Annotated in this window: 23 protein-coding genes; 10 read left to right on the forward strand and 13 right to left on the reverse strand. The window is 69.3% G+C overall.

Annotation, left to right across the window (positions count from 1 at the left end):
* The 3 genes from ACTIR_RS25005 to ACTIR_RS0111385 all read left to right on the forward strand — a co-directional run.
* Window positions 1-439, forward strand: a 439-nt coding sequence (locus tag ACTIR_RS25005) for an Atu4866 domain-containing protein (protein ID WP_199285604.1), incomplete at its 5' end; no start/stop codon positions are given.
* Window positions 439-1836 (forward strand): amidohydrolase family protein, encoded by a 1398-nt coding sequence (locus ACTIR_RS0111380; RefSeq protein ID WP_034239484.1) that lies wholly within the window; start codon window positions 439-441, stop codon window positions 1834-1836. The genes ACTIR_RS25005 and ACTIR_RS0111380, both read left to right, overlap by 1 nt.
* A 112-nt stretch (window positions 1837-1948) precedes the next feature.
* A complete protein-coding gene (locus ACTIR_RS0111385) occupies window positions 1949-2785 on the forward strand; it encodes a helix-turn-helix domain-containing protein (RefSeq protein ID WP_026454381.1) in 837 nt (278 codons plus the stop codon).
* Between the two features lie 39 nt (window positions 2786-2824).
* Here the strand turns inward: ACTIR_RS0111385 and ACTIR_RS0111390 are convergent, their stop codons facing one another.
* Complete coding sequence (locus ACTIR_RS0111390; protein ID WP_026454382.1) at window positions 2825-3736, reverse strand: helix-turn-helix transcriptional regulator; 912 nt, start codon at window positions 3734-3736, stop codon at window positions 2825-2827.
* A gap of 165 nt (window positions 3737-3901) precedes the next feature.
* Between ACTIR_RS0111390 and ACTIR_RS0111395 the strand changes: the two genes are divergently transcribed.
* Window positions 3902-4741 carry an SDR family oxidoreductase gene (locus ACTIR_RS0111395; protein ID WP_026454383.1) on the forward strand — a complete coding sequence of 280 codons (840 nt, stop codon included), beginning with the start codon at window positions 3902-3904 and terminating at the stop codon, window positions 4739-4741.
* 210 nt (window positions 4742-4951) lie between these two features.
* Here ACTIR_RS0111395 and ACTIR_RS0111400 read toward each other — a convergent pair whose 3' ends face one another.
* Window positions 4952-5584 (reverse strand): peroxiredoxin, encoded by a 633-nt coding sequence (locus ACTIR_RS0111400; protein WP_026454384.1) that lies wholly within the window; start codon window positions 5582-5584, stop codon window positions 4952-4954.
* 301 nt (window positions 5585-5885) lie between these two features.
* Here ACTIR_RS0111400 and ACTIR_RS0111405 point away from each other — a divergent pair, with 301 nt between their 5' ends.
* A complete protein-coding gene (locus ACTIR_RS0111405; protein ID WP_026454385.1) occupies window positions 5886-6953 on the forward strand; it encodes a DUF2157 domain-containing protein in 1068 nt (355 codons plus the stop codon).
* A gap of 132 nt (window positions 6954-7085) precedes the next feature.
* Here the strand turns inward: ACTIR_RS0111405 and ACTIR_RS22885 are convergent, their stop codons facing one another.
* The 5 genes from ACTIR_RS22885 to ACTIR_RS0111430 all read right to left on the reverse strand — a co-directional run bounded on the left by ACTIR_RS22885 (window position 7086) and on the right by ACTIR_RS0111430 (window position 12208).
* Window positions 7086-7586, reverse strand: coding sequence for a hypothetical protein (locus tag ACTIR_RS22885; protein ID WP_233345885.1), 501 nt, complete (start codon window positions 7584-7586; stop codon window positions 7086-7088).
* A complete protein-coding gene (locus ACTIR_RS0111415; RefSeq protein ID WP_026454386.1) occupies window positions 7583-8149 on the reverse strand; it encodes a dihydrofolate reductase family protein in 567 nt (188 codons plus the stop codon). The genes ACTIR_RS22885 and ACTIR_RS0111415 overlap by 4 nt, the downstream gene beginning before the upstream one ends.
* Before the next feature lie 101 nt (window positions 8150-8250).
* Window positions 8251-9831, reverse strand: coding sequence for a glycerol-3-phosphate dehydrogenase/oxidase (locus ACTIR_RS0111420; RefSeq protein ID WP_026454387.1), 1581 nt, complete (start codon window positions 9829-9831; stop codon window positions 8251-8253).
* Between the two features lie 22 nt (window positions 9832-9853).
* The gene (gene glpK, locus ACTIR_RS0111425) at window positions 9854-11371 is read right to left on the reverse strand and encodes a glycerol kinase GlpK (protein ID WP_026454388.1); all 1518 of its coding nucleotides are present in this window, start codon (window positions 11369-11371) and stop codon (window positions 9854-9856) included.
* A gap of 18 nt (window positions 11372-11389) precedes the next feature.
* The gene (locus ACTIR_RS0111430; protein WP_026454389.1) at window positions 11390-12208 is read right to left on the reverse strand and encodes an MIP/aquaporin family protein; all 819 of its coding nucleotides are present in this window, start codon (window positions 12206-12208) and stop codon (window positions 11390-11392) included.
* 222 nt (window positions 12209-12430) lie between these two features.
* On the opposite strand from ACTIR_RS0111430, the gene ACTIR_RS0111435 reads away from it, so the two are divergent.
* Together ACTIR_RS0111435 and glpK (ACTIR_RS0111440) are read left to right on the forward strand one after the other, a co-directional pair.
* On the forward strand, window positions 12431-13198 hold the full coding sequence (locus ACTIR_RS0111435; protein ID WP_026454390.1) for an IclR family transcriptional regulator: 768 nt from the start codon (window positions 12431-12433) through the stop codon (window positions 13196-13198).
* A gap of 8 nt (window positions 13199-13206) precedes the next feature.
* The gene (gene glpK, locus ACTIR_RS0111440) at window positions 13207-14733 is read left to right on the forward strand and encodes a glycerol kinase GlpK (protein ID WP_026454391.1); all 1527 of its coding nucleotides are present in this window, start codon (window positions 13207-13209) and stop codon (window positions 14731-14733) included.
* A gap of 112 nt (window positions 14734-14845) precedes the next feature.
* Here the strand turns inward: glpK (ACTIR_RS0111440) and ACTIR_RS0111445 are convergent, their stop codons facing one another.
* Window positions 14846-15481 (reverse strand): TetR/AcrR family transcriptional regulator C-terminal domain-containing protein, encoded by a 636-nt coding sequence (locus tag ACTIR_RS0111445; RefSeq protein WP_026454392.1) that lies wholly within the window; start codon window positions 15479-15481, stop codon window positions 14846-14848.
* A gap of 70 nt (window positions 15482-15551) precedes the next feature.
* Here ACTIR_RS0111445 and ACTIR_RS0111450 point away from each other — a divergent pair, with 70 nt between their 5' ends.
* The 3 genes from ACTIR_RS0111450 (at window position 15552) to ACTIR_RS0111460 (ending at window position 19386) form a co-directional block, all read left to right on the forward strand.
* Entirely contained in the window at window positions 15552-16511 is a 960-nt protein-coding gene (locus ACTIR_RS0111450; RefSeq protein ID WP_026454393.1) for a quinone oxidoreductase family protein, read from the forward strand.
* Between the two features lie 34 nt (window positions 16512-16545).
* On the forward strand, window positions 16546-17736 hold the full coding sequence (locus ACTIR_RS0111455) for an FAD-dependent monooxygenase (protein WP_026454394.1): 1191 nt from the start codon (window positions 16546-16548) through the stop codon (window positions 17734-17736).
* Window positions 17737-17925: 189 nt separating this feature from the next.
* A complete protein-coding gene (locus tag ACTIR_RS0111460) occupies window positions 17926-19386 on the forward strand; it encodes an MFS transporter (protein WP_026454395.1) in 1461 nt (486 codons plus the stop codon).
* Window positions 19387-19471: 85 nt separating this feature from the next.
* On the opposite strand, the gene ACTIR_RS27180 is transcribed toward ACTIR_RS0111460, so the two are convergent.
* The 5 genes from ACTIR_RS27180 to ACTIR_RS0111485 all read right to left on the reverse strand — a co-directional run bounded on the left by ACTIR_RS27180 (window position 19472) and on the right by ACTIR_RS0111485 (window position 24211).
* Window positions 19472-19693, reverse strand: coding sequence for a hypothetical protein (locus tag ACTIR_RS27180; protein ID WP_199285605.1), 222 nt, complete (start codon window positions 19691-19693; stop codon window positions 19472-19474).
* A 563-nt stretch (window positions 19694-20256) separates the two neighbouring features.
* Complete coding sequence (locus tag ACTIR_RS0111470) at window positions 20257-21741, reverse strand: SAVED domain-containing protein (RefSeq protein WP_026454396.1); 1485 nt, start codon at window positions 21739-21741, stop codon at window positions 20257-20259.
* Window positions 21741-22661, reverse strand: coding sequence for an AAA family ATPase (locus ACTIR_RS0111475; RefSeq protein WP_026454397.1), 921 nt, complete (start codon window positions 22659-22661; stop codon window positions 21741-21743). Before ACTIR_RS0111475 ends, ACTIR_RS0111470 begins: the two co-directional genes overlap by 1 nt.
* Before the next feature lie 33 nt (window positions 22662-22694).
* The gene (locus ACTIR_RS0111480; RefSeq protein WP_034239491.1) at window positions 22695-23210 is read right to left on the reverse strand and encodes an HORMA-1 domain-containing protein; all 516 of its coding nucleotides are present in this window, start codon (window positions 23208-23210) and stop codon (window positions 22695-22697) included.
* Between the two features lie 2 nt (window positions 23211-23212).
* Window positions 23213-24211 (reverse strand): CBASS oligonucleotide cyclase, encoded by a 999-nt coding sequence (locus ACTIR_RS0111485; RefSeq protein WP_026454399.1) that lies wholly within the window; start codon window positions 24209-24211, stop codon window positions 23213-23215.
* Window positions 24212-24273: the final 62 nt, after the last annotated feature.

The raw sequence follows: 24273 nt of genomic DNA on the forward strand, positions 1-24273 counted from the left end.
GGCCGGAACGCTCGCGCCGGGCGCCGACGCGGACCTCGTCGTCGTCGACCGGGACGAGGCGGAACCGGCCGCGGCGGTGCGGACCGCTCTCACCCGACCCGATCACGTGCTCGCCGCGCTGCGTGCCGGATCGCCCGTCACCTGGGCCGGCCACGTGGTCGGCGAGCCCGTTCCCTCGTGGGACCCCGACGCCATCGTCGTGGACGCGCACCGGGTCGGGGTATGGACCGACACGGAGGGTTTCCTGCACCAGGAGCTGACCGCCGATGGCCGGTACGACGAGACCCGCGGTGGTCGCGCGCATGCCTTCCAGGGCCGTTACCGGGTGGACGGTGACCGGATCGACTACCTGGACGACCTCGGTTTCTGGGCATTCGGTCGGTTCGACGGCGAGACCCTGCACCACGCCGGCTACACGATGCGCAGGAGGGACGACTGATGGACCACACCGATCGGACTCTCGACGAGCTGCGACGTACGGCGACCGATCCCGGGCGTCTCGTCCTGCTGACCGGTGCGACGGTCGTGACGATGGATCCGGCGCTCGGGACCATCGCCGGCGGAGACGTCCTGGTCAGAGGAGACCGCATTGTCGACGTCGGACGGGGCCTCCCGGCAGACGGCGCCCTCGTCGTCGACGTAGGGGGCAGCATCGTCGCTCCCGGAATGGTCGACACCCATCGTCATGCGTGGCAGACACAGATGCGGCGCACGATCCCCGACGTCGATGACCTGCCGGGCTACCTGCGGTCCACCCTGATGTCCGTCGCCCCCGCCTACACGCCGGACGACGTCCACCTCGGTACGCGCCTGGCCGCGCTGACCGCGCTGGACAGCGGGATCACGACGATGCTCGACTTCGCACACAACTCCCGCAGCGCCGCGCATTCGGACGCCGCGATCACCGCGCTGATCGACTCGGGGATCCGCGGGGTACACGCGTCCATGGCTCCGCACTTCGGCGAGTGGGACGGCCAGTGGCCCCGGGACCTGGAACGGCTGCGTTCGACCCATGTGCCCGACGACGACCGGCTCGTCACGCTGCGCCTGGCGGCGCTGGCCACCCCGGCCATCGCTGAGCACCTCGCCTACGGCCCGGAGCTGGCGCGGATCGCGGCCGATCTCGACATCGGGGTCAGTCTCGATGTGATGTTCGGGCAGGCGGCATCAACGGCCATCCGCAACTGGGAGAAGGAGGGCCTGCTCGGCCCGCACCTGGAGTCGATCCATTCCACGGCGCTGTCCGCCGATGCGTGGGCCGCGATACGCGAGCACGGGATGACGGTGGCGCTCGCCCCGACCTCGGACGCGCAGATCGGGCTGGAGGACGCCGTTCCCCCGGTGGACGAGGCACTCGCGCACGGCATCCGGCCGGGCTTGTCGGTGGACGTGGAGGTCGCCCTGGCCTCGGACATGTTCACGCAGATGCGGGCGTTGCTGACCGTTCAACGGATGCGGGCGGTCAACGCCGTGCACGGCACCGACGAGACGCCGTCCAGGATGACGACCCGCGACGTCCTCGACTTCGCCACCCTGTCCGGTGCTCGCACGCTACGGCTGGACGACCGCACCGGGTCGGTCACCCCCGGCAAACAAGCCGATCTCATCGTCGTGGACGCCGAGGCGCTCAACACCATGCCGCTGCACGATGCGGTCGGCACCCTTGTGCTCGGCGCCGACCGCTCGAACGTCACCTCGGTCTGGGTGGCCGGCCAGGTCCGCAAGTGGGGCGGCGCGCTCGTCGACGTCGACATCGACTCCCTGCGCGATCGGGTCCACGACTCGGTCGCGGCGATCACCGCCCGCGTCGCGGCCGCCCCGGCGGACGGTCGGTGAGACCGTGGCATCACACCGAATTCGTGATGCCCCGCCGAGGAAACGGCACCCCGCGGCAACCAGGACCTGGCACGGCCTGGTTGCCGCGGGCAGGACGCCTTACCGTCGACGCATGCACACCGACCTCGGCCGCTACCTCAAGGCACGGCGCGGACAGGTACGGCCCGGCGACGTCGGGCTGCCGGCGCACACTCCACGCCGCGTGCCCGGATTGCGACGGGAGGAGGTCTCGATGCTCGCCGGCGTCAGCGTGGACTACTACGCACGCCTGGAACAGGGCAGGGAACGCAACCCCTCGCCGTCGGTCCTGGACGCGCTCTCGGGCGTGCTGTGCCTCGACGGCGACCAGCGCGACTACGTCTTCCGGTTGGCAGGCCTGACCCCGGCCCCCGTGGCGACACCCGTTCCCGTGCCGTCACAATCGTTGCGGGACCTCCTGGACGCATGGGCGCAGACACCGGCCATGGTCATCAACCGCTGTCTGGACGTGGTCGCCTTCAACCGGTTGGCCGGTGCGCTCCACACCGACTTCGAACGCGTCGACAACCTGGTGCGCATGACGTTCCTCGACCCTGCCGGACAGCGCTTCTACGCGGACTGGAACAGCGCTGCCGAAGCGTGCGTGGCCACCCTGCGGCTGGCGCTGCCCTACGTGGCCGAGGCCGACGACGTGCGCAAGCTGGTCGCCGAGACGTCGGACGCCAGCGCATCGTTCCAGCGCCTGTGGGGCCGGCACGACGTGCGCGGCAAGACCCGTGACGACAAGGCGTTCCACCACCGGGAGGTAGGGGACCTGGTCCTCGCCTACCACGCGTTCGACGTCAAGGACGCCCCGGGCCACCAGCTCGTCGTTTACCACGCGGCCCCCGGCTCACCCAGCGCGGAGAAGCTGCAGCTGCTGGCGTCGCTGCATGCCGAGTCGGAGCCTGTCCGCGACTCGCGCACCTAGGACGTCGGTGCCGACGAGCGTCGCGGAGGGCCGCGACACTCAGAGTTCGTCCCGACGGTCCGCTCGGCCGGTGGCCGCGGAACGGAACCGGAACCGCCCGCCGCTCGGTCGGGACTGTTCCGCGGCGAGGAGCTGCAGCGCGTGAGCCGAGGGCGACCCGGGTTCGGTGTCGTAGATCATGACGGTCTGGTCGGGGTCGTCGCTGGGGGCCAGAGCCTGGTACGTGATCGTGAGGTCGCCGACGAGTGGGTGGTGGTAGGCCTTGGTGCCGGTGCTGCGCTGGTGCACACGCTGGCGGGCCCACAGGTGCCGGAACTCGGGACACCGGATGGACAGGTCACCGACGAGACTTCCGAGTCCGGGGTCCTCGGGATGTCTGCCGGCATCCATGCGGAGCATGGCGACGGTGTCCGCGGCCACCCGGTCCCAATCCACGTAGAGCTCACGCGCATGCGGGTCGAGAAACACGAAGCGGGCCTGGTTTCGCTCGGCCGCGGGCATGGCCTCGAAATCCGCGATCAGGAGCGCCGCGAGCCGGTTCTGCCCCAGGATGTCCAGGCGGCGCCCCAGGACGAAAGCCGGTCGGGAGACCGTGTCGAGGTCCTCGAGCAGGCTCCGGGTCGCCGGATGTAGCCGTTGCGGCTTCGCTGCCCGGCGACGGTGGGACGGAGCGGGTCGGGCGAGGGTGTGCAGATGCGCGCGCTCTGCGTCGTCGAGCCGCAGGGCGTCGGCGATGACGTCCAGGACCTGCGTCGAGGCGCTCGTGCTGCGCCCCTGTTCCAGCCGGGTGTAGTAGTCGACGCTCACCCCGGCGAGCATCGCCAGTTCCTCACGGCGAAGTCCCTCGACGCGCCGTGGTCCCTCGTCGGTGATACCTGCTTGGTCCGGGGTGATCCGTGCACGCGCGGCACGCAGGAAATCGGCCAGGCGCGGCTTGAGACGGTCGGACATGTCCGTGATTCTCCCGGCTCGACGGGGCATCCGCGAGGGCGCTGGGGTGCCCAAACCGTCCCAGGAATCCCGGGGCCTTCCCGGCCGTCGCGGGCCGCCACACGATGGGTCCAGTCGCACGAAGCGGCATGTCGACGACGAACACTTCCCGGAAGGAACCCTGACATGTCTGTATGGATGATCACCGGCGCCGGCCGCGGCCTCGGCCTGGAGACCGCGCGCGCCGCCCTGGTCGGAGGTGAACGGGTCGCCGTGGCCGCGCGTCGCCCGGAGAGGTTGCCGGAGGATGTGCGTACTCACCCGAACGCCTTGCCGGTGGGGCTGGATGTGACCGACCAGGCGCAGATCGCCTCAGCTGTCACCCAGGTGGTCGATCGGTTCGGCACCATCGAGGTACTCGTCAACAACGCCGGTCGGGGTCTGCTCGGCGCCCTGGAGGAGATCACCGACGCGGAGACACGCTCGCTGTTCGACGTCAACGTCTTCGGCCTGGTCAACACCACCCGCGCCGTGCTGCCGATCATGCGGGCGGCAGGCACCGGCAAGCTCGTCCACATCGGCTCCCGCTCCGGGTTCGAGGGCGAACCCGGCGTGAGCATGTACTCCGCCTCCAAGTTCGCCGTCGCGGGCGTCAGTGAGGCCCTTGCCGCCGAACTGGAGCCCTTCGGCATCCAGAGCATGGTCGTCGAGCCCGGCGTGTTCCGCACCGACTTCCTCGACGCCTCCTCGGTGCAGCTGCCCGACGATCGCATCGCCGCCTACGACGACACCCCGGCACACCTCACCCTCGACTGGGTGGAGAAGGCCAACCACACCCAACTCGGCGACCCGGTCAAGGGAGCCGCGTTCATCTACCAGGTCGCCTCCGGCGAGAAGCTCCCCCTGCACCTGCCCGTGGGCCGGGACGCCCTCGACCGCCGTGCCGTGATGACCGAGCGTATCGAACGCGAGACCACTCCCCTCCGCGAAGCCTCCGCCGCCACCGCGCACGCCGAGGGCGGGTAGACCCGCGCCGAGAACCTTCCGGCCGTGCCGGCTCCACCTCCTCGCCGGCCCGGCCGCTGGGTCAACGGCCGGACGATCGTCACCAACGGCGGCCTGGCCTGACCGGCCGGGGGAAGAGCGGCCCTCAACCCAGGAACCCGGCCGGCCGGACTACCGCGGTGCCGCCCCGTACCGGCGGGCGCACCCGGTAGCCGGTCGGCGTGGCCGGCGTCAGCTCTGCGGGTACGCCGCCCAGCGCAGGTAGGGCTTGGCCTCCTCGACCTGCTCGAACCGCTGCCGGGCCTCGTCGGTCGCCATCGCGGGGGACACGATCACCTGGTCGCCGGGGGTCCAGTCCGCCGGAGTGGACACCGGGTGCGCGTCGGTCAGCTGCAACGCGTCGATCACCCGCAGGATCTCGTCGAAGTTGCGGCCGACGGACTTCGGGTAGGTCAGCGTGAGCCGCACCTTGTTCTGCGGGTCGATGATGAACACCGAGCGCACGGTCGAGGTGTCCCCCTCGCCCGCGTGGATCATGTCGTAGAGCGCGGAGACCCGGCGGTCCGGGTCGGCGATGATGGGGAAGTTCAGGTCGGTGCCACCGACGTCGCGAATGTCCGGTGCCCAACCCCGATGGTCCTCCACCGGGTCCACCGACACCGCGATCGTCTTGACGTCGCGCTTCTCGAACTCGCTGTTGATCGTCGCCGTGCGGCCCAGCTCGGTGGTGCACACCGGGGTGTAGTCGGCGGGGTGGCTGAACAGCACCGCCCACTTGCCGGCCTTCCACTGGTGGAAGTCGATCGAACCCTCGGTGGTCTCGGCGGTGAAGTCGGGGGCTTCGTCGCCCAGGTGAATGCTCAAGAGTGTTCTCCTTTCAGTTCCGGTACGGGGTACTCGCCCCCAAAGTAGATCAGACGGCCCGGGTCAGGGCGCGGAACGTCCGGCCGTGAACATGGCCCTCCACGACCGGAACACGCGTTTCGATTTTCTCCGAACCACTCCGGCTGCGAGACGGGATACCCGGCGACCGCGGGGGCATGCCACCACGGTTCCCGGTACGCTCGGTTCGCACGCGGACCGGACCGAACCGTTTACGTCGTCGGCCGAAGGAGGACCTCGTGTTCCCGACGCCCGCGCGGCCCTGCGCGGCCGGAGCCGTCCGATGATGCGACGTGTGCCGCCCCGGCGCCATGGGGACAACCTGACCGACCGGCTGGACCGCTGGGTCGCGCACGGGTTGCTCACCCGCGAGCAGGCGGACCGCATCCTCGCAGCGGAGAGAGAGTCCACCGAGACCGCCGAGGAGACGGGCCGGACACCGTCACCGGTCGCCGAGGCACTGGGCTATGTCGGCGGCGTGCTCGTCCTCGTCGCCACCGGGCTCGTCGCCGGCCGCTACTGGTCCGAACTGGGTGTCGCGGGCAGGCTCTCGGTCGCCTTCGGCGCGGCCGCCCTGCTCCTCGCGGCGGGAGCGAGCCTCCGGCCGCGCCTGGGTGAGACCGGGCGGCGGCTACGCGCCGTGTGCTGGCTGCTGTCGGCGGCGGCGGTCGCGCTCGGCACCGCCCTGCTCGGCGAGGACGTGCTTGATTTGCCCGGCGAGGTGACGCCGGTGCTGGCCGCCGCGGTCACGGCGTGTTACGCGGCGGCCCTGTGGCCACTCAGCCGGGAGATTCCCCAGCAGGCGGCTGTCGTCGTCGCGCTCGCGGTGACGGCGGGGACGGCGACGGCGCTGCTGCCCGGGTCGACCACCGCGGTCACGGGCCTGGCGGTCTGGGGCGTCGGCACGGCGTGGGTGCTGCTCGGCTGGGGTGGGCTGGTCACGCCCCGCTCCCCCACGTGGGTGCTCGGGGGCGGCGTCGTGATCGTGGGCTCGCTGCTGATGCTCGACCCCGCATGGGGAACCGGCGTCGCCCTCGGCACGGCGGCGGCGCTCGTCGCCGCCGGAGTGTGGCAACGCGACCTGCTGCTGCTCGCCATCGCGGCGGTCGCGACGTTGGTGGCCGTGCCCGCGACCCTGGACCGGTTCTTCCCGGACACGCTGACCGCGCCGCTCGCGCTGCTCGCGACCGGTGCCCTGCTCATCGTGGGCGCCCTGTACACAGCACGCCGCGGGCGTCCGGCGCCGACCCGGTATTCGCGGCGCCCTGCCGACCCGCGACTGGCCGCGGGCCTGGCGGCGGGAGTCGTGACTGCCGTGGCCACCGCCGTCGTCCTGCTCGGCGTGAGCTGACACCGTCGCCCGCGTCGCGGCGCCCATGTCCCGAATTCCTCGCGTCCTGCGGTGCAATCATCCATTTGTGCGGATAACGGGCGCAGGGCGATTCGTCGCGGAGGGCAGACCGGGTGTCCGTGTCGGTACTGTTCAGGCGCGGATCCCGGCCCCGTAAGCATCGGTCTGCTTGTGCACCACCTCGGCGGCGACCGGAGCCGGCCACACCGACAGCAGATACGTCTCGACCACCTCCTCGGGTGCCAGGTCGACGGCGTTGTCACGCCCCCTGGCATGGACGCGAAGACGGTACGGGCCCGGGCCGTGGAACGACAGGGTGAGCAGGTCCGGTGGCGGGTCGGTCATCAGCGGTGTGGCGATCATCCGCCCGTGCGGCGCTTCGAAGGACACCTCGACGACGTCGTCCCACTCCGTGACATCAACGGGAGGTTCGGTGTGGTGTAGCTGCTCGATGACGTTGACGACGCCGGTGTGGATGCCGGTGAGCACCACCACCGCTCCGGGCGCCGTGCCCACCAGCCCATTCCTCCGACCTACGGTGTCCGTCGGAAACTTGACTGGATCATCCAGAAGGAAGAACTGGTGGTGCGACACATCCAGTTCGCCCGTCGCGGTTCTCGGCGGCTCACTCATCCGCGTTCCGCTTCGTAGCGCAGGAGAACCGAGCCCGACTCGAAGGTGCGGTTCTCCACCAGCTTCATCTTCAGCCATTCGTCCAGAGACGGGAAGAACCGTATGCCGCCACCGATCGCGACCGGGGTGACCAGTACGTGGAATTCGTCCACGAGACCGGCCCTGACCAGGGGGGCGGCGAGCGTGGCTCCGCCCACCTCTATCAGGCCGTCGGTCTCGGCTTTCAGCCTTGTCGCCACCTCGACCACGTCACCCCGCTCCAACGTGGAGTTCCAGTCGACCGACTCCAGGGTCCGCGAGAAGACGACCTTCGGCGTCGCGAGCCACAGCCGGGCATACTCGGCCTCCACCGGGGGCACGCCGGGTGCCTGTCCTGCGGTCGGCCAGTGAGCCGCCATCAGCTCATACAGTTTCCGCCCGTACAGCGACAGCGCGACGTCCCTGGTCCGGTCGTTCCAGTACTGATGCAATTCGTCGTCCGGCACGCTCCAACCGAGGTCGCCGTTCGCGTCGGCGATGTAGCCGTCCACCGAGACGTTCATGCCATAGGTCAGCGTTCCCATTCCGGTGAAGCTACCGGAGCGAGGGAGTCATCGCGCGGCAACACGGTATTGTGGCACTGAGATCAACATGTTTGCAGTACATCCGGACGTGTGGACACTTTCTAGAGGTGCGTGACCCGGGAGAGCCCGTCGACACGACCGGCCACCGGGCCGTCGTGCTCGAGCACCGCAGCCACCCGCTCGCGGACATCGGCCGTGTCCAGCCCCCGCACGGTGAGCGTCGTGCGGCGGCGCAGCACGTCGTCGATCGTACAGGCCCACTCGCGCTCCATGGCATACACGACCTGCGCCCAGATGTCGGGGCCGTCCGGATGCACCCGCTCCAGCAGCGCCGGCTCGTCCAGGCCGAGGGCCAGCACCTCGTGGCTCACCGAGCCGTAGTGGCGGGCCAGGTGCGCGGTGACGTCGTGGGGCAGCTCGGGCGCCGCGTTGCCGAGCACGTACTCGACGGCGTCCGGACTGGCCGCGCCGGGCAGCGGGGCGATGCCGGTGTCGGGTCGTGCCTGCGGGAGCGCCGTGGACAGGTGCGCCAGGACCTTGCGTCCGATGTCGCGGAACGTCGTCCACTTCCCGCCCGCGATGCTGACCATGCCGCCACGGCCGACGCTGACGACGGTTTCCCGCTTGGCGTGTTGGGTGTCGCCGTCGCCACCCGGGAGCACCCGCAGACCGGAGAACGAGTAGACCACGTCGCTGCGGCGGAGGTGTTCCTGCCCGATCGACAGCCCCGCCTCGCCGAGGATCTGGTCGACGTCGGCGTCCGAGGGCCGCAGCGCCGCCGGGTCGCCCGTGTACTCCTCGTCGGTGGTGCCCACCAGCAGCTGGTCCTCCCACGGGATCGCGAACGACACCCGGCCGCCGTCGAGCGGGGTGGTCACGGCCGCGTCCCACCGGTCGTGCCTACGCAGGACGAGGTGCGTGCCCTTCGACAGGCGCGTGCTGGGCCGCGCAGCGGGGTCCTCCATGCGCCGCAGGTGGTCGACCCACGGGCCCGCGGCGTTCACGACCACCGCGGCGTCGATCCCGAACTCCGTGCCGTCCGTGCCGTCCCGGACATCCACACCGGACACGGCACCGTGGACGGTGCGTAGGCCGAGCACCTCGGCGTGATTGAGCAGCACGGCGCCGGATTCGGCGGCGGCCCGCGCGGTGGTGACCGCGAGCCTCGCGTCGTTCATCTGGTGGTCGTGATACAGCCCGCACGCCGAGAGACTCCCGGCCCGCAGCGCCGGAACGTACTCGCGTGCGCGTCCCGGCGGGAGCAGCCTGCCGACACCGTCGGCGAACCCGGACAGGGCGGTGTAGGCGAGCATGCCCGCGCCGATGGTCGCGGGTCCGTGCGGGCCGCCGCGACGCAACGCCACCAGGAAGGGCAGCGGCCGCACGTGGTGCGGTGCGACAGTCGTGCCGAGCGCCCGCCGCTCCCGGTGGTTCTCGCGGACCAGCCTGATGTTGCCCCTCGCCAGGTAGCGCAGCCCGCCGTGCACGAGCTTGGACGACGCGCTCGACGTGGCCGAGGCGAAGTCGCCCTTGTCGACCACCGCGACGCGCAGCCCCGCCCTGGCCGCCTCCCACGCGGTGGAAAGGCCGACGATTCCGCCACCGACGACCAGCACGTCGAAGCGGCCGGTGGTGAGCCGGGCCCGCGTGCGGGCCCGCTGCTCGCTGAGTTGTTCGCGCACAGTTACGTTCCTTCGCTTTCGCTCAGTCGACGTCGATCCAGCCGACGGTCCGGGACACCGCCTTCTGCCACCCCGCGTACCCGGTGGCACGCTGCTCGTCCGTCCAGCCCGGTTCCCACCGCCGGTCCTCCTGCCAGTTCCGTTCCAGCTCGTCGGTGGAGTTCCAGAACCCGACCGACAGGCCGGCGGCGTAGGCAGCGCCCAGCGCCGTGGTTTCGGCGACCACCGGACGCGACACCGGGACGCCGAGGATGTCGGCCTGCAGCTGCATGCACAGCCGGTTGCCGGTGACCCCGCCGTCGACGCGCAGCACCCCGAGCTCCACGCCCGAGTCGGCCGTCATGGCCTCGACCACGTCCCTCGTCTGGTAGCAGATCGCCTCCAGGGTCGCCCGCGCGACGTGGGCGTTGGTGCTGTACCGGGACAGGCCGAGCAGGGCTCCCCGCGCGTCGGACCGCCAGTACGGGGCGAACAGCCCGGAGAACGCCGGGACGAAGTAGACCCCGCCGTTGTCGGACACCTGGCCCGCCAGCGACTCGCTCTGCGCGGCGCCGCCGATGATGCCCAGCTGGTCGCGCAGCCACTGCACGGCCGAGCCGGTCACCGCGATGGACCCTTCCAGCGCGTACACGGGCTTCGCGTCACCGAACTGGTAGGCGAGCGTGGTGAGCAGCCCGTGCTCGGAACGGACGGGCTCGTGCCCGGTGTTGAGCAGCAGGAAGTTCCCGGTGCCGTAGGTGTTCTTGGCCTCGCCGGGACGGAAGCACAGCTGGCCGACGGTGGCGGCCTGCTGATCGCCCAGCACGCCCGCCAGCTTCACCTCGCCCCGGAACGGGCCGTCGGCCCGGGTGACCCCGTGAAGCGCGGGATCCCCCGACGGCCGGATCCGCGGCAGCATCCGCCTCGGGATGTCGAAGAACGACAGCAGTTCGTCGTCCCAGTCCAGGGTCTCGAGGTCCATCAGCATGGTGCGGCACGCGTTGGTGACGTCGGTGACGTGCACCCCGCCGTCGACGCCGCCGGTCAGGTGCCACAGCAGCCAGGTGTCCATGGTGCCGAACACCGCGTCGCCCGCCTCGGCCGCGGCACGGACGCCGTCGACGTTGTCGAGGATCCACTGCAGCTTGCCCGCGGAGAAGTACGTCGCCGGAGGCAGACCCGCCTTGCGGCGGATGACGTCACCACGGCCGTCCGCGTCCAGCGCGGCGGCGATCCGGTCGGTCCGGGTGTCCTGCCAGACGAGGGCGTTGCCGTACGGGCGGCCGGTGTGCCGGTTCCACACGACGGTGGTCTCCCGCTGGTTGGTGATGCCCACCGCGGCCAGGTCGGCGGCCCGCAGGCCCGTCTTCGTGAGCGCGGTCTCGATCACCGCGCGGGTGCGTTCCCAGACCTCGGTCGGGTTGTGCTCGACCCAGCCGGGCCGCGGCATGATCTGCTCGTGTTCGAGCTGATGGCACGCGACCTCGTTGCCGTCGTGGTCGAACACCATGAACCGGGTGCTGGTCGTGCCCTGGTCGATCGCGCCGATGTAGCTGCACATGGTCGTCACCCTTCCTGGTCAGACCCGGGCCGCGACGGCGTCGGGAACGGGGGCCGGCCCGGGTTCCGCCGGGGGCAGGAACCGGCCGATGAGCAGCCGGTAGAGCCCGGCGCCGAGCACGCCACCGATGAGCGGGCCGACGAGGGGCACCCAGAAGTACAGGTGGCCGTGCTGGTCCAGCCACGCGGTGTCGTAGCCGGTGAGGAACGAGGCGAGGCGGGGACCGAAGTCGCGGGCGGGGTTGATCGCGTACCCGGCGTTGGTGCCCCAGGCCATGCCGATACCGACGACACAACCGCCCACGAGCAGCGGTGTCATCCACGGCGGCGGGGTCACGTTGCGCGCGTGGGTGATGGCGCACACGACGAACAGCAGGATCGCGGTGCCGAGGATCTGGTCACGCAGGGCGCCGAGATCGCCCACCGGCAGCTCCCCGTTGCCCGGCAACGTGGAGAACACGCCCTGCGTCTCGATCGTGTGCCCGGGGTCGGCCGCGGCGAGGACCTCCGAGTAGTTCCACCGCACCAGCAACGCGCCCACGAACGCGCCCGCGGTCTGCGCGAGCGCGTAGGGCAGGACCTTGCGCCAGGGGAACTCGCGGAACACCGCCAGCGCCACGGTGACGGCGGGGTTGATGTGGCCGCCGCTGATCCGCACGGACACGAGCACGCCGAGAACCACGCCCAGCCCCCAGGCCCAGGCGATACTGTCGTGGTCACCGATCCCCGCCGCGGCCACCTGCGCCACGACCCCGGCCCCGAACAGGATCAGGATCATGGTTCCGGCGAACTCGGCCGCGAGTTCACCGGCGAGCCCGCGTGCCTTGAGACGCTCCATTGCCACCTCCGGAAAATCCGTCGTCCCGCGCCGTCGCGGAACAGCGGTGACGCTAGGAACCGCATCCGGGACCGACAACGCCGACCATTCGACATGGCCGAACGGCATGCCTTCGCCGGGTGTGGTCCGCGGCGGGACGCGCAGGCAGGCGCGGTTCGGGCCGTTCGACAATGCCGAATATCCGGAGTTCCGAGGAAGGTTCCGACCCTCTAGAGTTCCCCCATGCCCGGGTCCATCCAGTCGATCGAGCGCGCCGCCGCGGTCCTGCGGTTGCTGGCACGCGGCTCCGCCCGGATCGCGCTCGCCGACATCGCGACCGGTCTCGGGCTGGCGAAGGCCACGGCCCACGGCCTCCTGCGCACGCTGCAGGGCGTGGGTTTCGTCGAGCAGGACCCCACCACCGGTAAGTACCAGCTCGCGGAAGCCATGCGCGGCCTCGGCCCCGGTTACCTCGACGCGAACGAGCTGCGCTCACGGGCCAGCAACTGGGCCGACGCGCTGGCCGCCTCCAGCGGTGAGGCGGTCCGCCTCGGCGTTCCCGACGAGGACGCCACCGTGCTGGTGGTGCACCATGTTTTCCGCCCCGACGACACGCAGCAGTCGCTCGAGGTGGGTGCGCACCAGCCGATGCACGCCACGGCGCTGGGCAAGGTGCTGCTCGCCTTCGACGCGGACCTGGCCTCCGCCGTGCTGGCCGGCACACCCGAGGCCTATACCCGGCGGACACTCACCACCGCGCAGGCGCTGGCGCCCGAACTGGCCGGGGTCCGGCGGTCGGGGTGGGCCGCCGAGGCGGAGGAGTTCGTGCCGGGTGAGGCCGGGCTCGCCGCGCCGGTCCGGTCGTTCGGCGGTCTCGTGGTCGGTGCGATCAGCGTCGCGGGGGCCGTCGACCGGATCTGCGACACCCGGCGGCGTCCCCGGGACCGACTGGTGCGCACGCTGCGGGAGGCGGCGCTCGCCGTGAGCCGCGACCTCGAGACCGACCGCTAGGAGTACCGATGCCCGCCCAGTACGTGATGGCGATCGACCAGGGCACCACGTCCACCCGGTGCCTGGTGTTCGACCAGCGGGCCAGACTGGTGGCCGTGGTGCAGCGCGAGCACCGCCAGTACTATCCGAAGCCCGGCTGGGTGGAGCACGACCCCACCGAGATCTGGCGCAACGTGGACCGCATCGTGCCGCAGGCACTGCGCGAGGCCGGTGTCACCGCCGAGCAGGTCGCCGGGCTCGGCATCGCGAACCAGCGGGAGACCACGGTGCTGTGGGATCGCCACACCGGCGCTCCCGTCGGTCACGCACTGGTGTGGCAGGACACCAGGACCGACGACCTCGTACGGGAACTGGGCCGGCGCCCCGACGCCGACCAGGTGCGGAGCAGGAGCGGCCTGCCGCTGGCGACCTACTTCTCGGCCCCGCGCATCCGCTGGCTGCTGGACCACACGCCGGGGCTGCGTGAGCGGGCCGAACGCGGCGACGTCCTGTTCGGCACGATGGAGAGCTGGCTGATCTGGAACCTCACCGGCGGCCCCGACGGCGGCACCCACATCACCGACGTCACCAACGCCAGCAGGACCCTGCTGATGAACCTGTCCACCCTGGACTGGGACGACGGGTTGCTGGCGTTCTTCGGGATACCGCGGGCCATGCTGCCCGAGATCCGGCCCTCGGCCGGGATCCACGGCACCACCCGCAGAGTCGTTCCGGGACTGCGGATCGCCGCCGCGCTCGGCGACCAGCAGGCGGCGCTGCTCGGCCAGACCTGCTTCGATCGCGGCGAGGCCAAGTGCACCTACGGCACCGGCGGCTTCCTGCTCATGAACACCGGGACCGAACCGGTCACCTCGGCGCACGGCCTGCTCAGCACCGTGGCCTTCCAGTTCGGCTCCGAGCCGGCGCACTACGCGCTCGAGGGATCCATCGCGGTCACCGGGTCCCTGGTGCAGTGGTTCCGGGACGCGCTCGGGCTGATCCGGACGGCGCCGGAGATCGAGACCCTCGCACGCACCGTCGACGACAACGGCGGGTGCTACATCGTGCCCGCGTTCGCGGGCCTGTTCGCCCCGCACTGGCGCAGCGAGGCGCGGGGCATCGTGGTCGGACTGACCTCGTATGCGGGTAAGGGGCACCTCGCCAGGGCCGTGCTGGAGGCGACGGCGTGGCAGACCCGCGAGGTCGTCGACGCGATGAACGCCGACGCCGGGCTGACCGCCACAGCGCTCAAGGTGGACGGCGGCATGACCGCCGATCACCTCCTCATGCAGCTCATCGCCGACGTACTGGGCGCGCCGGTGATGCGGCCCATGCACGCCGAAACCGTCTCGGTGGGCGCGGCATACGCGGCCGGCCTCACCGTCGGCCTGTGGCCCGACCTGCAGGGGTTGCGGCGCAACTGGCACCGGGCCGCCCAGTGGCTGCCGCAGATGGCGGCGTCGCAGCGCGAGGCCGAGTACGCGAACTGGCAACACGCCGTGCGGCTCAGCATCGAATGGGGCAACCGTGGGACCGCGCCGGGTGAGCAGACCTAGGGAGCCTTGATCCGGTCGATCGCCCCCCAGAAATCACCCGACGACGCCCATGAAGCGTTGGATCGCGAGCATCTCGGCCTGCCCCCGCGCCACGCCGCTGATACAGCCCAATTCAGCGTAGGCCGGCCGCGAGCCCGTCGAGAACGACGTCGAGCTGCCGTTCGAACCTGCGGTCACCGTCGTCGCGGAGGTGCCCCGCGGCTTTGACCAGTTCGGCGCCGTCGCCCAGCCACGCGTCCCGCTCGGTGAGCGAGTAGCGGTTCGGGTCCGTATCGGTCAACGGGTGCCGTTCCTGTTCCTCGATGACGAAGCCGACCACGAACGCGGTGACCAGGTCGAGGGCGTCGTCCGCCGCGTCGAGCGCGAATCCGGCCGCTGTCAAGCGCGCGAGCCAGGGCTCTTTCGCTTTCACCACGTCCGGATCGGAGATCCGCGTGCCGCTGAAGAGGCGCGCCCCGTCCCGGTAAAGCAAGTACTCCGAGCGCAATACGCGAGCGTAGGCGGCTACGTCGTCACGCCAACTCGCCCCGGGAGGGATCCCGGAGAGCGCGTCGGTGACGCGGCGCATGACGAACGTGCTCATCTCGTCGAGCAGTTCCTGCTTGTTACGGACATGCCAGTACAGCGCGGGAGCTGCTACGTCGAGCCGGGAGGCGAGCGCACGGACGGTGAGAGCGTCCATGCCCCTGTCGTTCAGCAGTTCGAGCGCCGCCGCCACGATGCGTTCCCGCGTGATTCCCTTCGCCACGCTTGACACCTTAACAAAGTTCAGTGAAGGTGGGAGCCACTCGTAATTGAACTTAGTTAAGGAGCCTGTCGTGCGTGCTGCAGTCGTCAACACCGCTGGAGAGGCCCCCGTCTGTGCTGACTTCCCGAACCCGGAACCGCGGCCGGGCCGGCGGCCGCTGCGACTCGTCGGTGCGGGTCTGCACCACGTCGTCCGGGCACTGGCCTCCGGCCACCACTACGGCAGCGAACAGGCCTACCCCCTGATACCGGGTGTGGACGCCGTCGCCCGGAACGACGAGGGACGGTTGGTCTACACCGGTCTCGCCGAATCGCCGTGGGGCACGATGGCCGAATGGCTGGCCACCCCGTTCGAGGTGGAGCTGCCCGCCGGGACCGATCCGCTCGCGGTCGCCGCCGGCATGAACGCCGCCATGTCGGGCTGGATGGCGCTGGCCGCTCGGCGCGAGGAGGTGGGCGATCTGGGCACCGTTCTGGTGCTCGGCGCCACCGGCATGTCGGGCGGCTTGGCCGTGCGGGCGGCGCTGTTCCTCGGCGCGGAACGGGTCATCGCGGCCGGGCGAGACCACGAGACGCTGGAACAGCTGCGTGCCTGCGGCGCTGTCACCGTCGCCCTACCGGCCGCCGCCCCCGATACCTGGGCGGTCGCCCTCGGCACGGCCGTCGCCGGGGCGCAACCCGCTCTGGTGCTCGACTTCGTGTGGGGGCCCGTCGCCGAGGCCGCCTTCGCCGCGCTGGGAACGCCGGGCACGGACACCCACAGAGCGGCCATCGACTACGTGCAGATCGGCTCGCTCGCCGGGACCGAGGTGGCGCTGCCCGCGGCGCTGCTGCGCAGCCGGCGAATCAAGATCAGCGGTAGCGGCGCGGGCTCGGTACCGAAGGCACAGATGATCGCCGAGGTTCCCGAGATCATCGCCCGGTTCGCCGACGGCACCTTCGACGCGCCCTACACCCTCTACCCGCTCAGCCGCGTCGGCGAGGCCTGGGCGCACCAGGGACGCACCCGCGCTGTCGTCGTCCCGGACTGACCGGACCGGATACGAGGGGAACAGGGGTGACGTCGTGCCGAAGCATGCGTTGGTCGTCGGGCTGGGGATCGCGGGTATGTCAGCGGCGATCGGGCTGCGGCAGGCCGGCTGGACGCCGGTGATCGTCGAACGGGCCCCGCAGCGCCGAACGGGTGGATATTTCGTCGGCCTGATGGCGGAGGGAAGACGGGCGACCGTCGCCCTCGGTATCGCCGATCATCTCCACACCCGCAATCCGCCTGACGGTGGGAAGGCGTGGTCGCTGACCCGGCGTGGGGATCGTGAGCCGGGCGTGGGATTTCTGCACCAACCGGGCGATCCCGCGGCAGTGGTCCGCGGCGACATCGAGGCCGCTCTCTGGCGGGGCATCAGTGGGGAGGCGACGGGCGAGCCCGTCGACGTGCGGTTCGCGACGACACCCGTCGAGATCGACGACACCGGCAACGATGTGCGGGTGCTGTTGGAGGACGCCGGTACCGGCGCGCAGTACCGCGAAAGCTTCGACCTGGTCGTCGGCGCCGACGGGCTGCGATCGCGCGTGCGCCGCATGGTCTTCGGCCCGCACGAGGATTACATGACGACGTGGGACGCGATGATCTGCGTGTTCCAACTCCGGGAACAGGTACCGTCCTTCGCCGCGGCGGACAGCATCATCAGTGCCCGCGCGGGCCGTGCGGTGTGGGTGTTCGGGTTCGCCGACCGGCCGCCCACCGTCCTGCTGACTTACCGTACCGATGACACGCGGAGGCAACTCACCGGATCCACGATCCAGCGCCTGCGCACGGTGTTTTCCGGAATGGACGATCCAGCGGTGCGGCACACCCTGGCCGCCCTGGAACAGACACCGGAGTTCCTGTTCGACTCCGTGCATCAAGTCAAGATGCCCCGGTGGAGCAGCGGAAGAGTCGCCCTGTCGGGCGACGCGGCGTGGTGCCCGAACCTCTACTCGGGGATGGGAGCCACGGCCGCCCTACGCGGTGGCGCCGAGCTCGGCAGGGCACTGCTGGAGTGCCCGGACGATCCTGACGCCGCCCTGACCGTCTGGGAGTCGCGGTTGCGCCCGTTCATCAGGAAACACCAGCGCAGCGCACGACTGAAACAGCAGATGTTCGTGCCGTCGAGCCGCCCGGTCGAGGCGGTTCGTTCGGTGGTCCTGCGCCTTGCGTGCACAGCGCGGGAGCGGAGGTTGGCGAAAGCTCGTGCCCGGACATCGACAGGGAACTGAACCACGACAACTCCGGACCTCGAAGGGGTGCGGAGCGCGGTCGGGTCGACGAGGACGAATCGCGCCGTCGGCGACAGCGCGCGCCCACCCGCCACTCGGGCTGTGTGGCGGTGCGGCGATGAACGGGCCGTGCGGCTCCGCCCGGACACGCGGCCTCCATACGATTTCAGAAAGGGCCATGAGCGCTCTATGCACACCCACACTATCGACGACAGTCCGCCCGAATCACCGGACGCCGGCAAACACACCCGCTGGAACGCCCGCCTCCTCAGCCAGTTGGCCGCACTGATCGTGGTCAACGCCCTGGCCGACACGGTCATCCTGGCGCCGACACAGGTCCTTCCTCAGATGCTCGAGCACTTCGGCACCGACCAGGCAGCGTGGCTGACCTCCAGCGCGATGCTTGCGGGAGCGATGTGGGCGCCACTCATCGGCAAGTGCGCCGACATCTACGGCAAACGCCGAATGCTCGTGATCTCGCTGCTCATCGCCTGCGTAGGCTCCCTCGTGTGCCTTGCGGCCCCCAGCATCTGGGTGTTCGTCCTCGGACGCCTGATGCAGGGAGCTGCTGTGGCAGCGATGTTCCTCTCGATGGCCATCGTCCGCGATCTCTGCACGCTCCGTATCGCGATGCCCATCGTCGGCCTCGTGGGGACCGGTGCCGGAATTCTCGGCATGGCCACCCCGTTCCTCTACGAAATGCTGGCCGCGGAGTTCGGCTACCCGGTCGTGTTCGTCGCAGCAGCGCTGATCGCGGTCCTCGCGGTGATCGGCGTGCGAGCCCTCATACCCAGGTCCACGAACAGGACACCGGGCACCGTCGACGTCGCCGGAGCCGTTCTGCTCGGTGGCGGTCTGGCAGCGGTGCTCAGCTACATCAGCCTCGGGCCGGGGTTCGGCTGGCTCTCCGGCGGACCGCTCATGGTTCTCGGCGGCGGCGCCGCGGCACTCGCTCGGTGGTTCCTGGTCTCGAGCCGCAAGCCCGAGCCGGTGATCGACATCAGAAACCTGAACCTACCGCTGATACTCAACCTCCTCGTGCTCGTCCTCGGAGCCGGGGCGGTCCGCGCGATCGACCCGATCGTCAGCATCATCGCGCACGCCTCGCCGGATGAGCAGCTCGGCTACGGGCTCGCCGGCCCGACAGGCACCGTCGGCCTGCTGTTCGCCCTACCGGGGGTCGGGATGATGATCGCGGGGCCGCTGGCCGGATGGATCGCCACTCGCGTGGGACCGCCCGTGACACTGGCGGCCGGCGCAACTCTCGGCACGGTGGGTACGACCGGCATGTTCCTGGGGGCCACCAACCTCTACGCCGCGCTCTTCTTCTCCTTCCTGATGGCCCTCTCGACGGGAGCGCTCATGACGTCCGGGTTCAGCATGGTGGCAATCCATGCACGCGAAGAACAGCAGGCCGTCATGTCCAGCCTGGTGATGGTCATGATGGCGATCAGTTCAGTGGTCATGACGTTCGTGGTCTCGGCGGTGCTCTCCGCTACCGACACGGTCATCGCCGGAGAGAACGTGCAATCGGCGACAGGGGTGCTCGCCAGCATCGGAGTCCTCGCCGGTTTCTCCGTGCTCGCCGCCGTGGCCGCCGGCGTCCTGGTGCGGAGGTTGGGCATCACGTCGGCCCACCACGTCCAATAATAAGGAGCCTTGATCTGGTAAATCGCCCCCGGAAGATCACCCGACGACGCCCATGAACCGTTGGATGGCGAGCATCTCGACCTTGTCACCGGGTCGTCCGTTCTCCGCGGCGCTGCGCCCGGGAGTTGCGCCGCACCACGGCGGTGGCCTTGACCTTCTCCTCCGGGGTGCGGATGTCGTCGGCCGACACCTCGTCCAACAGGCGCCCCAGGCCTCCTCGGCCCGGGTCCAGTAGGACGGTTAAACCCACGCGGTACTGGGCGAGACAGCCGGTCACGTCCGGCAACCACTCTGCCAGCGTCGTCACCGGCCGTTCCGACGAGCCGGTGGTCGACGCGAACAGGTCGGCCGAATTGGGGCCAGCAGCAGCCGCACCAACTCCCCCACCTGTGGAGTTTCATGACCGCATCTTCGCTCTTCAGGCAGCACGGGTGCTCACGAACTGTTGAGTGAGATCTGCCAAAGACTGGTGTCCGAGGGGGGACTTCGGATTCCACGAACAGCAGATCTCCAGAGCGACGAGAGACCATATCTCAGACGATATATGCTCCTCCGCCACGACCGGCTCACCGTCCTCCGCGCGTCGCCAGCGATTCTCATCGACCGACCAGTAGTTTCCAGCCGTTGCGGGTCAGCGGACGGTGGTGATGCGTGAGCAAGGTAGGTTCCGAGAACGCGCTACATCAGCCTCCCGGTATGTTCGCAGTCGGCCAACTGAGCCATGTAGTCGCGCCGGATCGAAGCCCTTGTCGATGTCAGTCCCGGAATCGGAGCTTCGGCCCCCCGCCGGACGTGCTCTCCGCCAGTTCTCCTGACAACAGCATCACCCAGACTTCTACACTGACTCCAGCGCTCTTCAGGGCGGGTATTCTATGCCTCCACGGTGAATGCCGGTTCGTATCCGTCGTCGATCTTGATGTCCTCGTACACGACCGTTTGACAAAGCCGGTTCCACCGGTTGCCCAGTAGAACAGCGAGTCCCATGGGGCAGGCGAGGAAGAGGTGCATGCGCCGGACTCGGCGGGCGGAGCGGCGGAGGTGGTCGCGGATGCCGACGGCCAGGGCATTGGCGGCGGTACCGTCGGGGATAGAGCCATCGTTCGCTGTGCCGCTCGGCGGGGTGAGCACGATAAGTTTGCTGACGGGGAGGTTCTGCTCGCGAAGGTACTCCAGGACATCCTCAGTAGGGTCCGTCGCGATGGCGAGGGCGACAGCGACCTCGTCTCCTTGACTGATCGCGTGCTCGATCACTTTCGGGACCGAGGGAGTGTCAAATGGGTCGTTGGTGGACCAGAGCTGGCTGCCGGCCCTCCCCCGCTGCACTGCAGCAAGGTCGGTGCCGGTGACCATACGAAAAATGGTGCCGACCAAAAAAGCCGGCGCGAGACGGATACTGCCCGTGACAGAGACGGCGGTGGTCCCGGCAGGCAGGTATCCCGGCGCGGCTTCGATGTCTGCCTGTAGTTGGGCCCAGGTGTTCGGCTTCAGGGGGCGACGCTTGGTATAGGGAGAGTCGCCGTCGAAGCGGTCGACCCAGTCGATCGCATGGTCGGCGTCCGACGCCAACGGATCTGGTTGGAGAGCGGCAACCGATAAGACGGCGCGGGCGGGGCCCGCCCTCAGGCCACACTCGGCGATGGCAGCCTCGATCATCACCAGTGTAAGTTCACGGCGGCCCTCGCGGACCATCCTGGCGACCCAGCTGGCTCCCTCCTCAAGCGCCCACTGATCGTGGCGAAGCCCCGTCACGGTCATCAGAAGTAAAAGGTACTCCTGGTACCACGCCATGTCCCGGGCCAGATCGAAGCGCAGCACCGACAAGAGATTGATGAGCTCGGCCTCGGTCAGACCTGCCTCTTGCGCCCACCGGGCACGAGCTTTACCTCGAGCAGACTTGGCTGTTCCGAGGGCAGCTTTGGGCAGCAAAAGTCCTGTTCGGGCGTCACGGCCTGCGATCAGGTCGTCCTCGGGGTCGGCCGCCCGGTTCGTGACAAGGCGCAAGTCGATGCTGCCGCCGTCCGCAGTCAACTCCTTCCACGTGCTTGCGATCTTCCTGAGGAGCGGCGGACCGCCGTTGGCGCCGGACTTGGTCAAGTATTTCTCGTTTACCGGCGTAGCGCTGTCTACCGCGTACTTCACCTGCTTATAGGTGTTCGGAGGAGCGTCGCGCAACAGGACGACGTCGTCGAGGTTTCCCACGCCATCGAGTTCGACGCCGACTGCACGCACAGGGTTGCGCGAGCGGGCGGTGGTCTCGCGGAGGAGGGTGAGGCAAGCCTCCCAAACGACGAGCCACTGGTAGTAGTCGCCGGTGGTGCGAACGCTGGTAGGGCCTGGGGCGGGAAGATGGGCCATCAGCTCTCCTCGGCGAAGACGGGGGTGGGCACCAGTTTCTCGGCGACCGCGACGAGGTCGTCGTCGGTGACCGGCCGGTCGGGAAAGGCGCGGAAGACGGCGGCTGGAATCAGGCGCTGGGTGAGGTCGGAGAATGTGTAGCCGGGCCGGTCGCCGGTGGGGCCGGTGAGCTCGACGAGCTTGCGTTCGGTCTCTGGTCGGATGCCGAGCCCATCGAGCGCCTGGGTGAGGACCGCTTGGCGTTGCTCCTCACCGGGACGGGTGAAGGTGAAGGTGGCCGCTGAGCGGCGCATGACGGCCGGGTCGAGGGCACCGCGCCGGTTGGTGCATAGCACGACGATAACGGGGAGCCGGGAACCGGTCAGACTGTCGATGCCGGCTAGGAACGCGTCAACGCCAGCCCGGTCTTCATGGTGCATCTGCTGGGCCTCGCGGGACTGTATCAAGGCATCGGCCTCGTCGACCACGAGGATCTGCACGGCGCGCGCACCTTGAGGACCGGACACGCGCATTCCCATCGTGTGCATGTGGGCGAAGGCGTCGCCGACTAGTGAGGTCATCTCGCCTACCAGGCCGCTGCCGCGAGTGGCGAGTTTCAGTCGGTACAAGTAGACGGGCACACTCAGGAAGTCGGCGAGGTCGCAGCCGAAGGACTCGGCCAGAACGGTCTTGCCGGAGCCGATGTCGCCGGCGAAGACGAACAGCGGCGCCCGATCGGTGAAGAGGGTGAGAGCGGCGACAGCACCGCCGTGGTGGGTGGTGGCCCAAGCGTGAAGCCGGTGCGGGTCCGCGAGGAGCGCGGCTTCCTTGCGGAGGCGGGCTTTTATGTCGTCCAGACCGACCAGGCGGTCGTAGCGGGCACGGTGGGTGGGCTCGGGCAGTTCGATGACGGGGTGGAACAGGTTATCCTGGCTGGTCACGCGTGCGATCCTTTCGACGGGCATGCTGGCTGGCTAGTAGGCGACGTAGATGTCGCGAGAGACACCAGCGCCGTTGCGGGCGTAGCCGTGCCCCGTGTTTATGGTGCCCGCGAGGGCGCTCGGCGCGGTGCCGGTCGTCCGAGAGACCGGGAGGTTCTTCTTGACCGAATCCTGTTCACTGCTGGTCAGGTGCCAGAAAGCGGAGCTGTAGGACAGGAAGCTGTGGAAGCCATAGTCGGTGAGGTCGACCAGGTCCGGGAAGCTGCCCGGTCGTGAATCGGTGAGTTGACCGCCGGCCGTGGCCTTGTAGCGCAGGCGGAACTTCCAGGTGTTGGCTCTCGTGTCGCGGAAGCCGTAGTCGACGGTGTCGAGGAATCCGCGGTTCAGGAGGATCGCGACCTCTTCGGCGTAGTCCTCGATGCTGTCGAGGGCGGGTTTGCCGTAGAGATTGTGCAGGAGGCGCAGGTCGGCGCCGACCCTGCCTCCGACGTAGCGGGCGTCGGTGATGGTGAATGAGGCAGAGGCGGATCTAGTGTACGAGCCGGTCATGGTCATTCTCCCGGGAAGGTGGGACCGAATACCTTGCGCCAAGCGTCGAGCGCCTCGCCCTTGGTGGCTGCATAGGCGGCCAGCGAAATGGTGTCCAGGGTGGTACTGGCGTGGTCCACCAGCCGCTGTCGATCTTGCTCGGTGTAGCCACGCGCGACGTTATTCTCCGGGTTGACCGGGTCCCAGACCTGGATCGGGTCCGCCGCCGCGTTGACCTCCCCGGCCGTGTAGTAGTCGGTGAAGACAATCGGCGTCGTCAGGCCGGTGCGGACGATGTAGGAGAGGACCTGCTCGATCGCGGCCGGGTAGTCGTCTACCTGAAGCGGTTGGCCGTTCCAGCCGACGTCCCACAGGTGGGCCACCAGGAGTTCGAGTAAGAACGACTTGCACCGCAGCTCTGGGTTGACCTCCTTACTTTCGCGGATCCATGCCTTCAGCAGGCGGATAACAGCCCGGTATCCGTCGCCAGCCTCGTGCTTGCGCGTCTTGATGAACTGCAGGTGCAACGTGACCGAAGTGGGCACCTTGGTGCCGTCAGTGGTGACCAGGTACCCCCGGTCGTCCGGTTCGCCGGTATAGAGCACCGGCACAACGTCGATCTTCAGACCACTGCTCCTCATGGTGATACCGACGGCATGATCCGACGGCTGGAAGTCGCCCTCGTCCTTCGTTGCGCCATAGACCTTGATGCAGCAGTCTCGCAGCCACGTCCGCATCGTCGTGACGTCGATGTCCGTGTCCGTGGTGCGCAGGTAGGCGGCAACGTCCGCATCGGACCCCGTGCCGCTCCTGCGTCGGATCGCGGTGTGCTTCGCCGTGCTACCAGACGCGCGGAGCTTCACCAGGTCGAAGTCCGGCTCGGCAGCGATGTAGTCCTCCAGCCGCTCCCTCAGGTAGTTCACCTGTCTGCGGCGTTCTTTCGCCTCCTCCCTCGGCACGTTCACTCTGCTCTGCACGAATGCTTCGAGGACCGTGTGGTCGACGTAGCGCTCTCCCGCCATATACCCGTCCCTCACATGAAAAGTTGTCAGCAGAGGAACAGACATACCACCCACCACTGACA

The sequence above is a fragment of the Saccharomonospora iraqiensis subsp. iraqiensis genome, from assembly GCF_000430445.1.
GTDB lineage: Bacteria > Actinomycetota > Actinomycetes > Mycobacteriales > Pseudonocardiaceae > Saccharomonospora > Saccharomonospora iraqiensis.

What these genes read in the sequence shown, in the direction of transcription:
- ACTIR_RS0111380 (WP_034239484.1), top strand. Translation starts at nt 439, where the DNA reads ATGGACCACACCGATCGGACTCTCGACGAGCTGCGACGTACGGCGACC.
- ACTIR_RS0111385 (WP_026454381.1), top strand. Translation starts at nt 1,949, where the DNA reads ATGCACACCGACCTCGGCCGCTACCTCAAGGCACGGCGCGGACAGGTA.
- ACTIR_RS0111390 (WP_026454382.1), bottom strand. Translation starts at nt 3,736, where the DNA reads ATGTCCGACCGTCTCAAGCCGCGCCTGGCCGATTTCCTGCGTGCCGCG.
- ACTIR_RS0111395 (WP_026454383.1), top strand. Translation starts at nt 3,902, where the DNA reads ATGTCTGTATGGATGATCACCGGCGCCGGCCGCGGCCTCGGCCTGGAG.
- ACTIR_RS0111405 (WP_026454385.1), top strand. Translation starts at nt 5,886, where the DNA reads ATGATGCGACGTGTGCCGCCCCGGCGCCATGGGGACAACCTGACCGAC.
- ACTIR_RS22885 (WP_233345885.1), bottom strand. Translation starts at nt 7,586, where the DNA reads ATGAGTGAGCCGCCGAGAACCGCGACGGGCGAACTGGATGTGTCGCAC.
- ACTIR_RS0111415 (WP_026454386.1), bottom strand. Translation starts at nt 8,149, where the DNA reads ATGGGAACGCTGACCTATGGCATGAACGTCTCGGTGGACGGCTACATC.
- glpK (WP_026454388.1), bottom strand. Translation starts at nt 11,371, where the DNA reads ATGTGCAGCTACATCGGCGCGATCGACCAGGGCACGACCAGCACCCGG.
- ACTIR_RS0111430 (WP_026454389.1), bottom strand. Translation starts at nt 12,208, where the DNA reads ATGGAGCGTCTCAAGGCACGCGGGCTCGCCGGTGAACTCGCGGCCGAG.
- ACTIR_RS0111435 (WP_026454390.1), top strand. Translation starts at nt 12,431, where the DNA reads ATGCCCGGGTCCATCCAGTCGATCGAGCGCGCCGCCGCGGTCCTGCGG.
- glpK (WP_026454391.1), top strand. Translation starts at nt 13,207, where the DNA reads ATGCCCGCCCAGTACGTGATGGCGATCGACCAGGGCACCACGTCCACC.
- ACTIR_RS0111460 (WP_026454395.1), top strand. Translation starts at nt 17,926, where the DNA reads ATGCACACCCACACTATCGACGACAGTCCGCCCGAATCACCGGACGCC.
- ACTIR_RS0111470 (WP_026454396.1), bottom strand. Translation starts at nt 21,741, where the DNA reads ATGGCCCATCTTCCCGCCCCAGGCCCTACCAGCGTTCGCACCACCGGC.
- ACTIR_RS0111480 (WP_034239491.1), bottom strand. Translation starts at nt 23,210, where the DNA reads ATGACCGGCTCGTACACTAGATCCGCCTCTGCCTCATTCACCATCACC.
- ACTIR_RS0111485 (WP_026454399.1), bottom strand. Translation starts at nt 24,211, where the DNA reads ATGGCGGGAGAGCGCTACGTCGACCACACGGTCCTCGAAGCATTCGTG.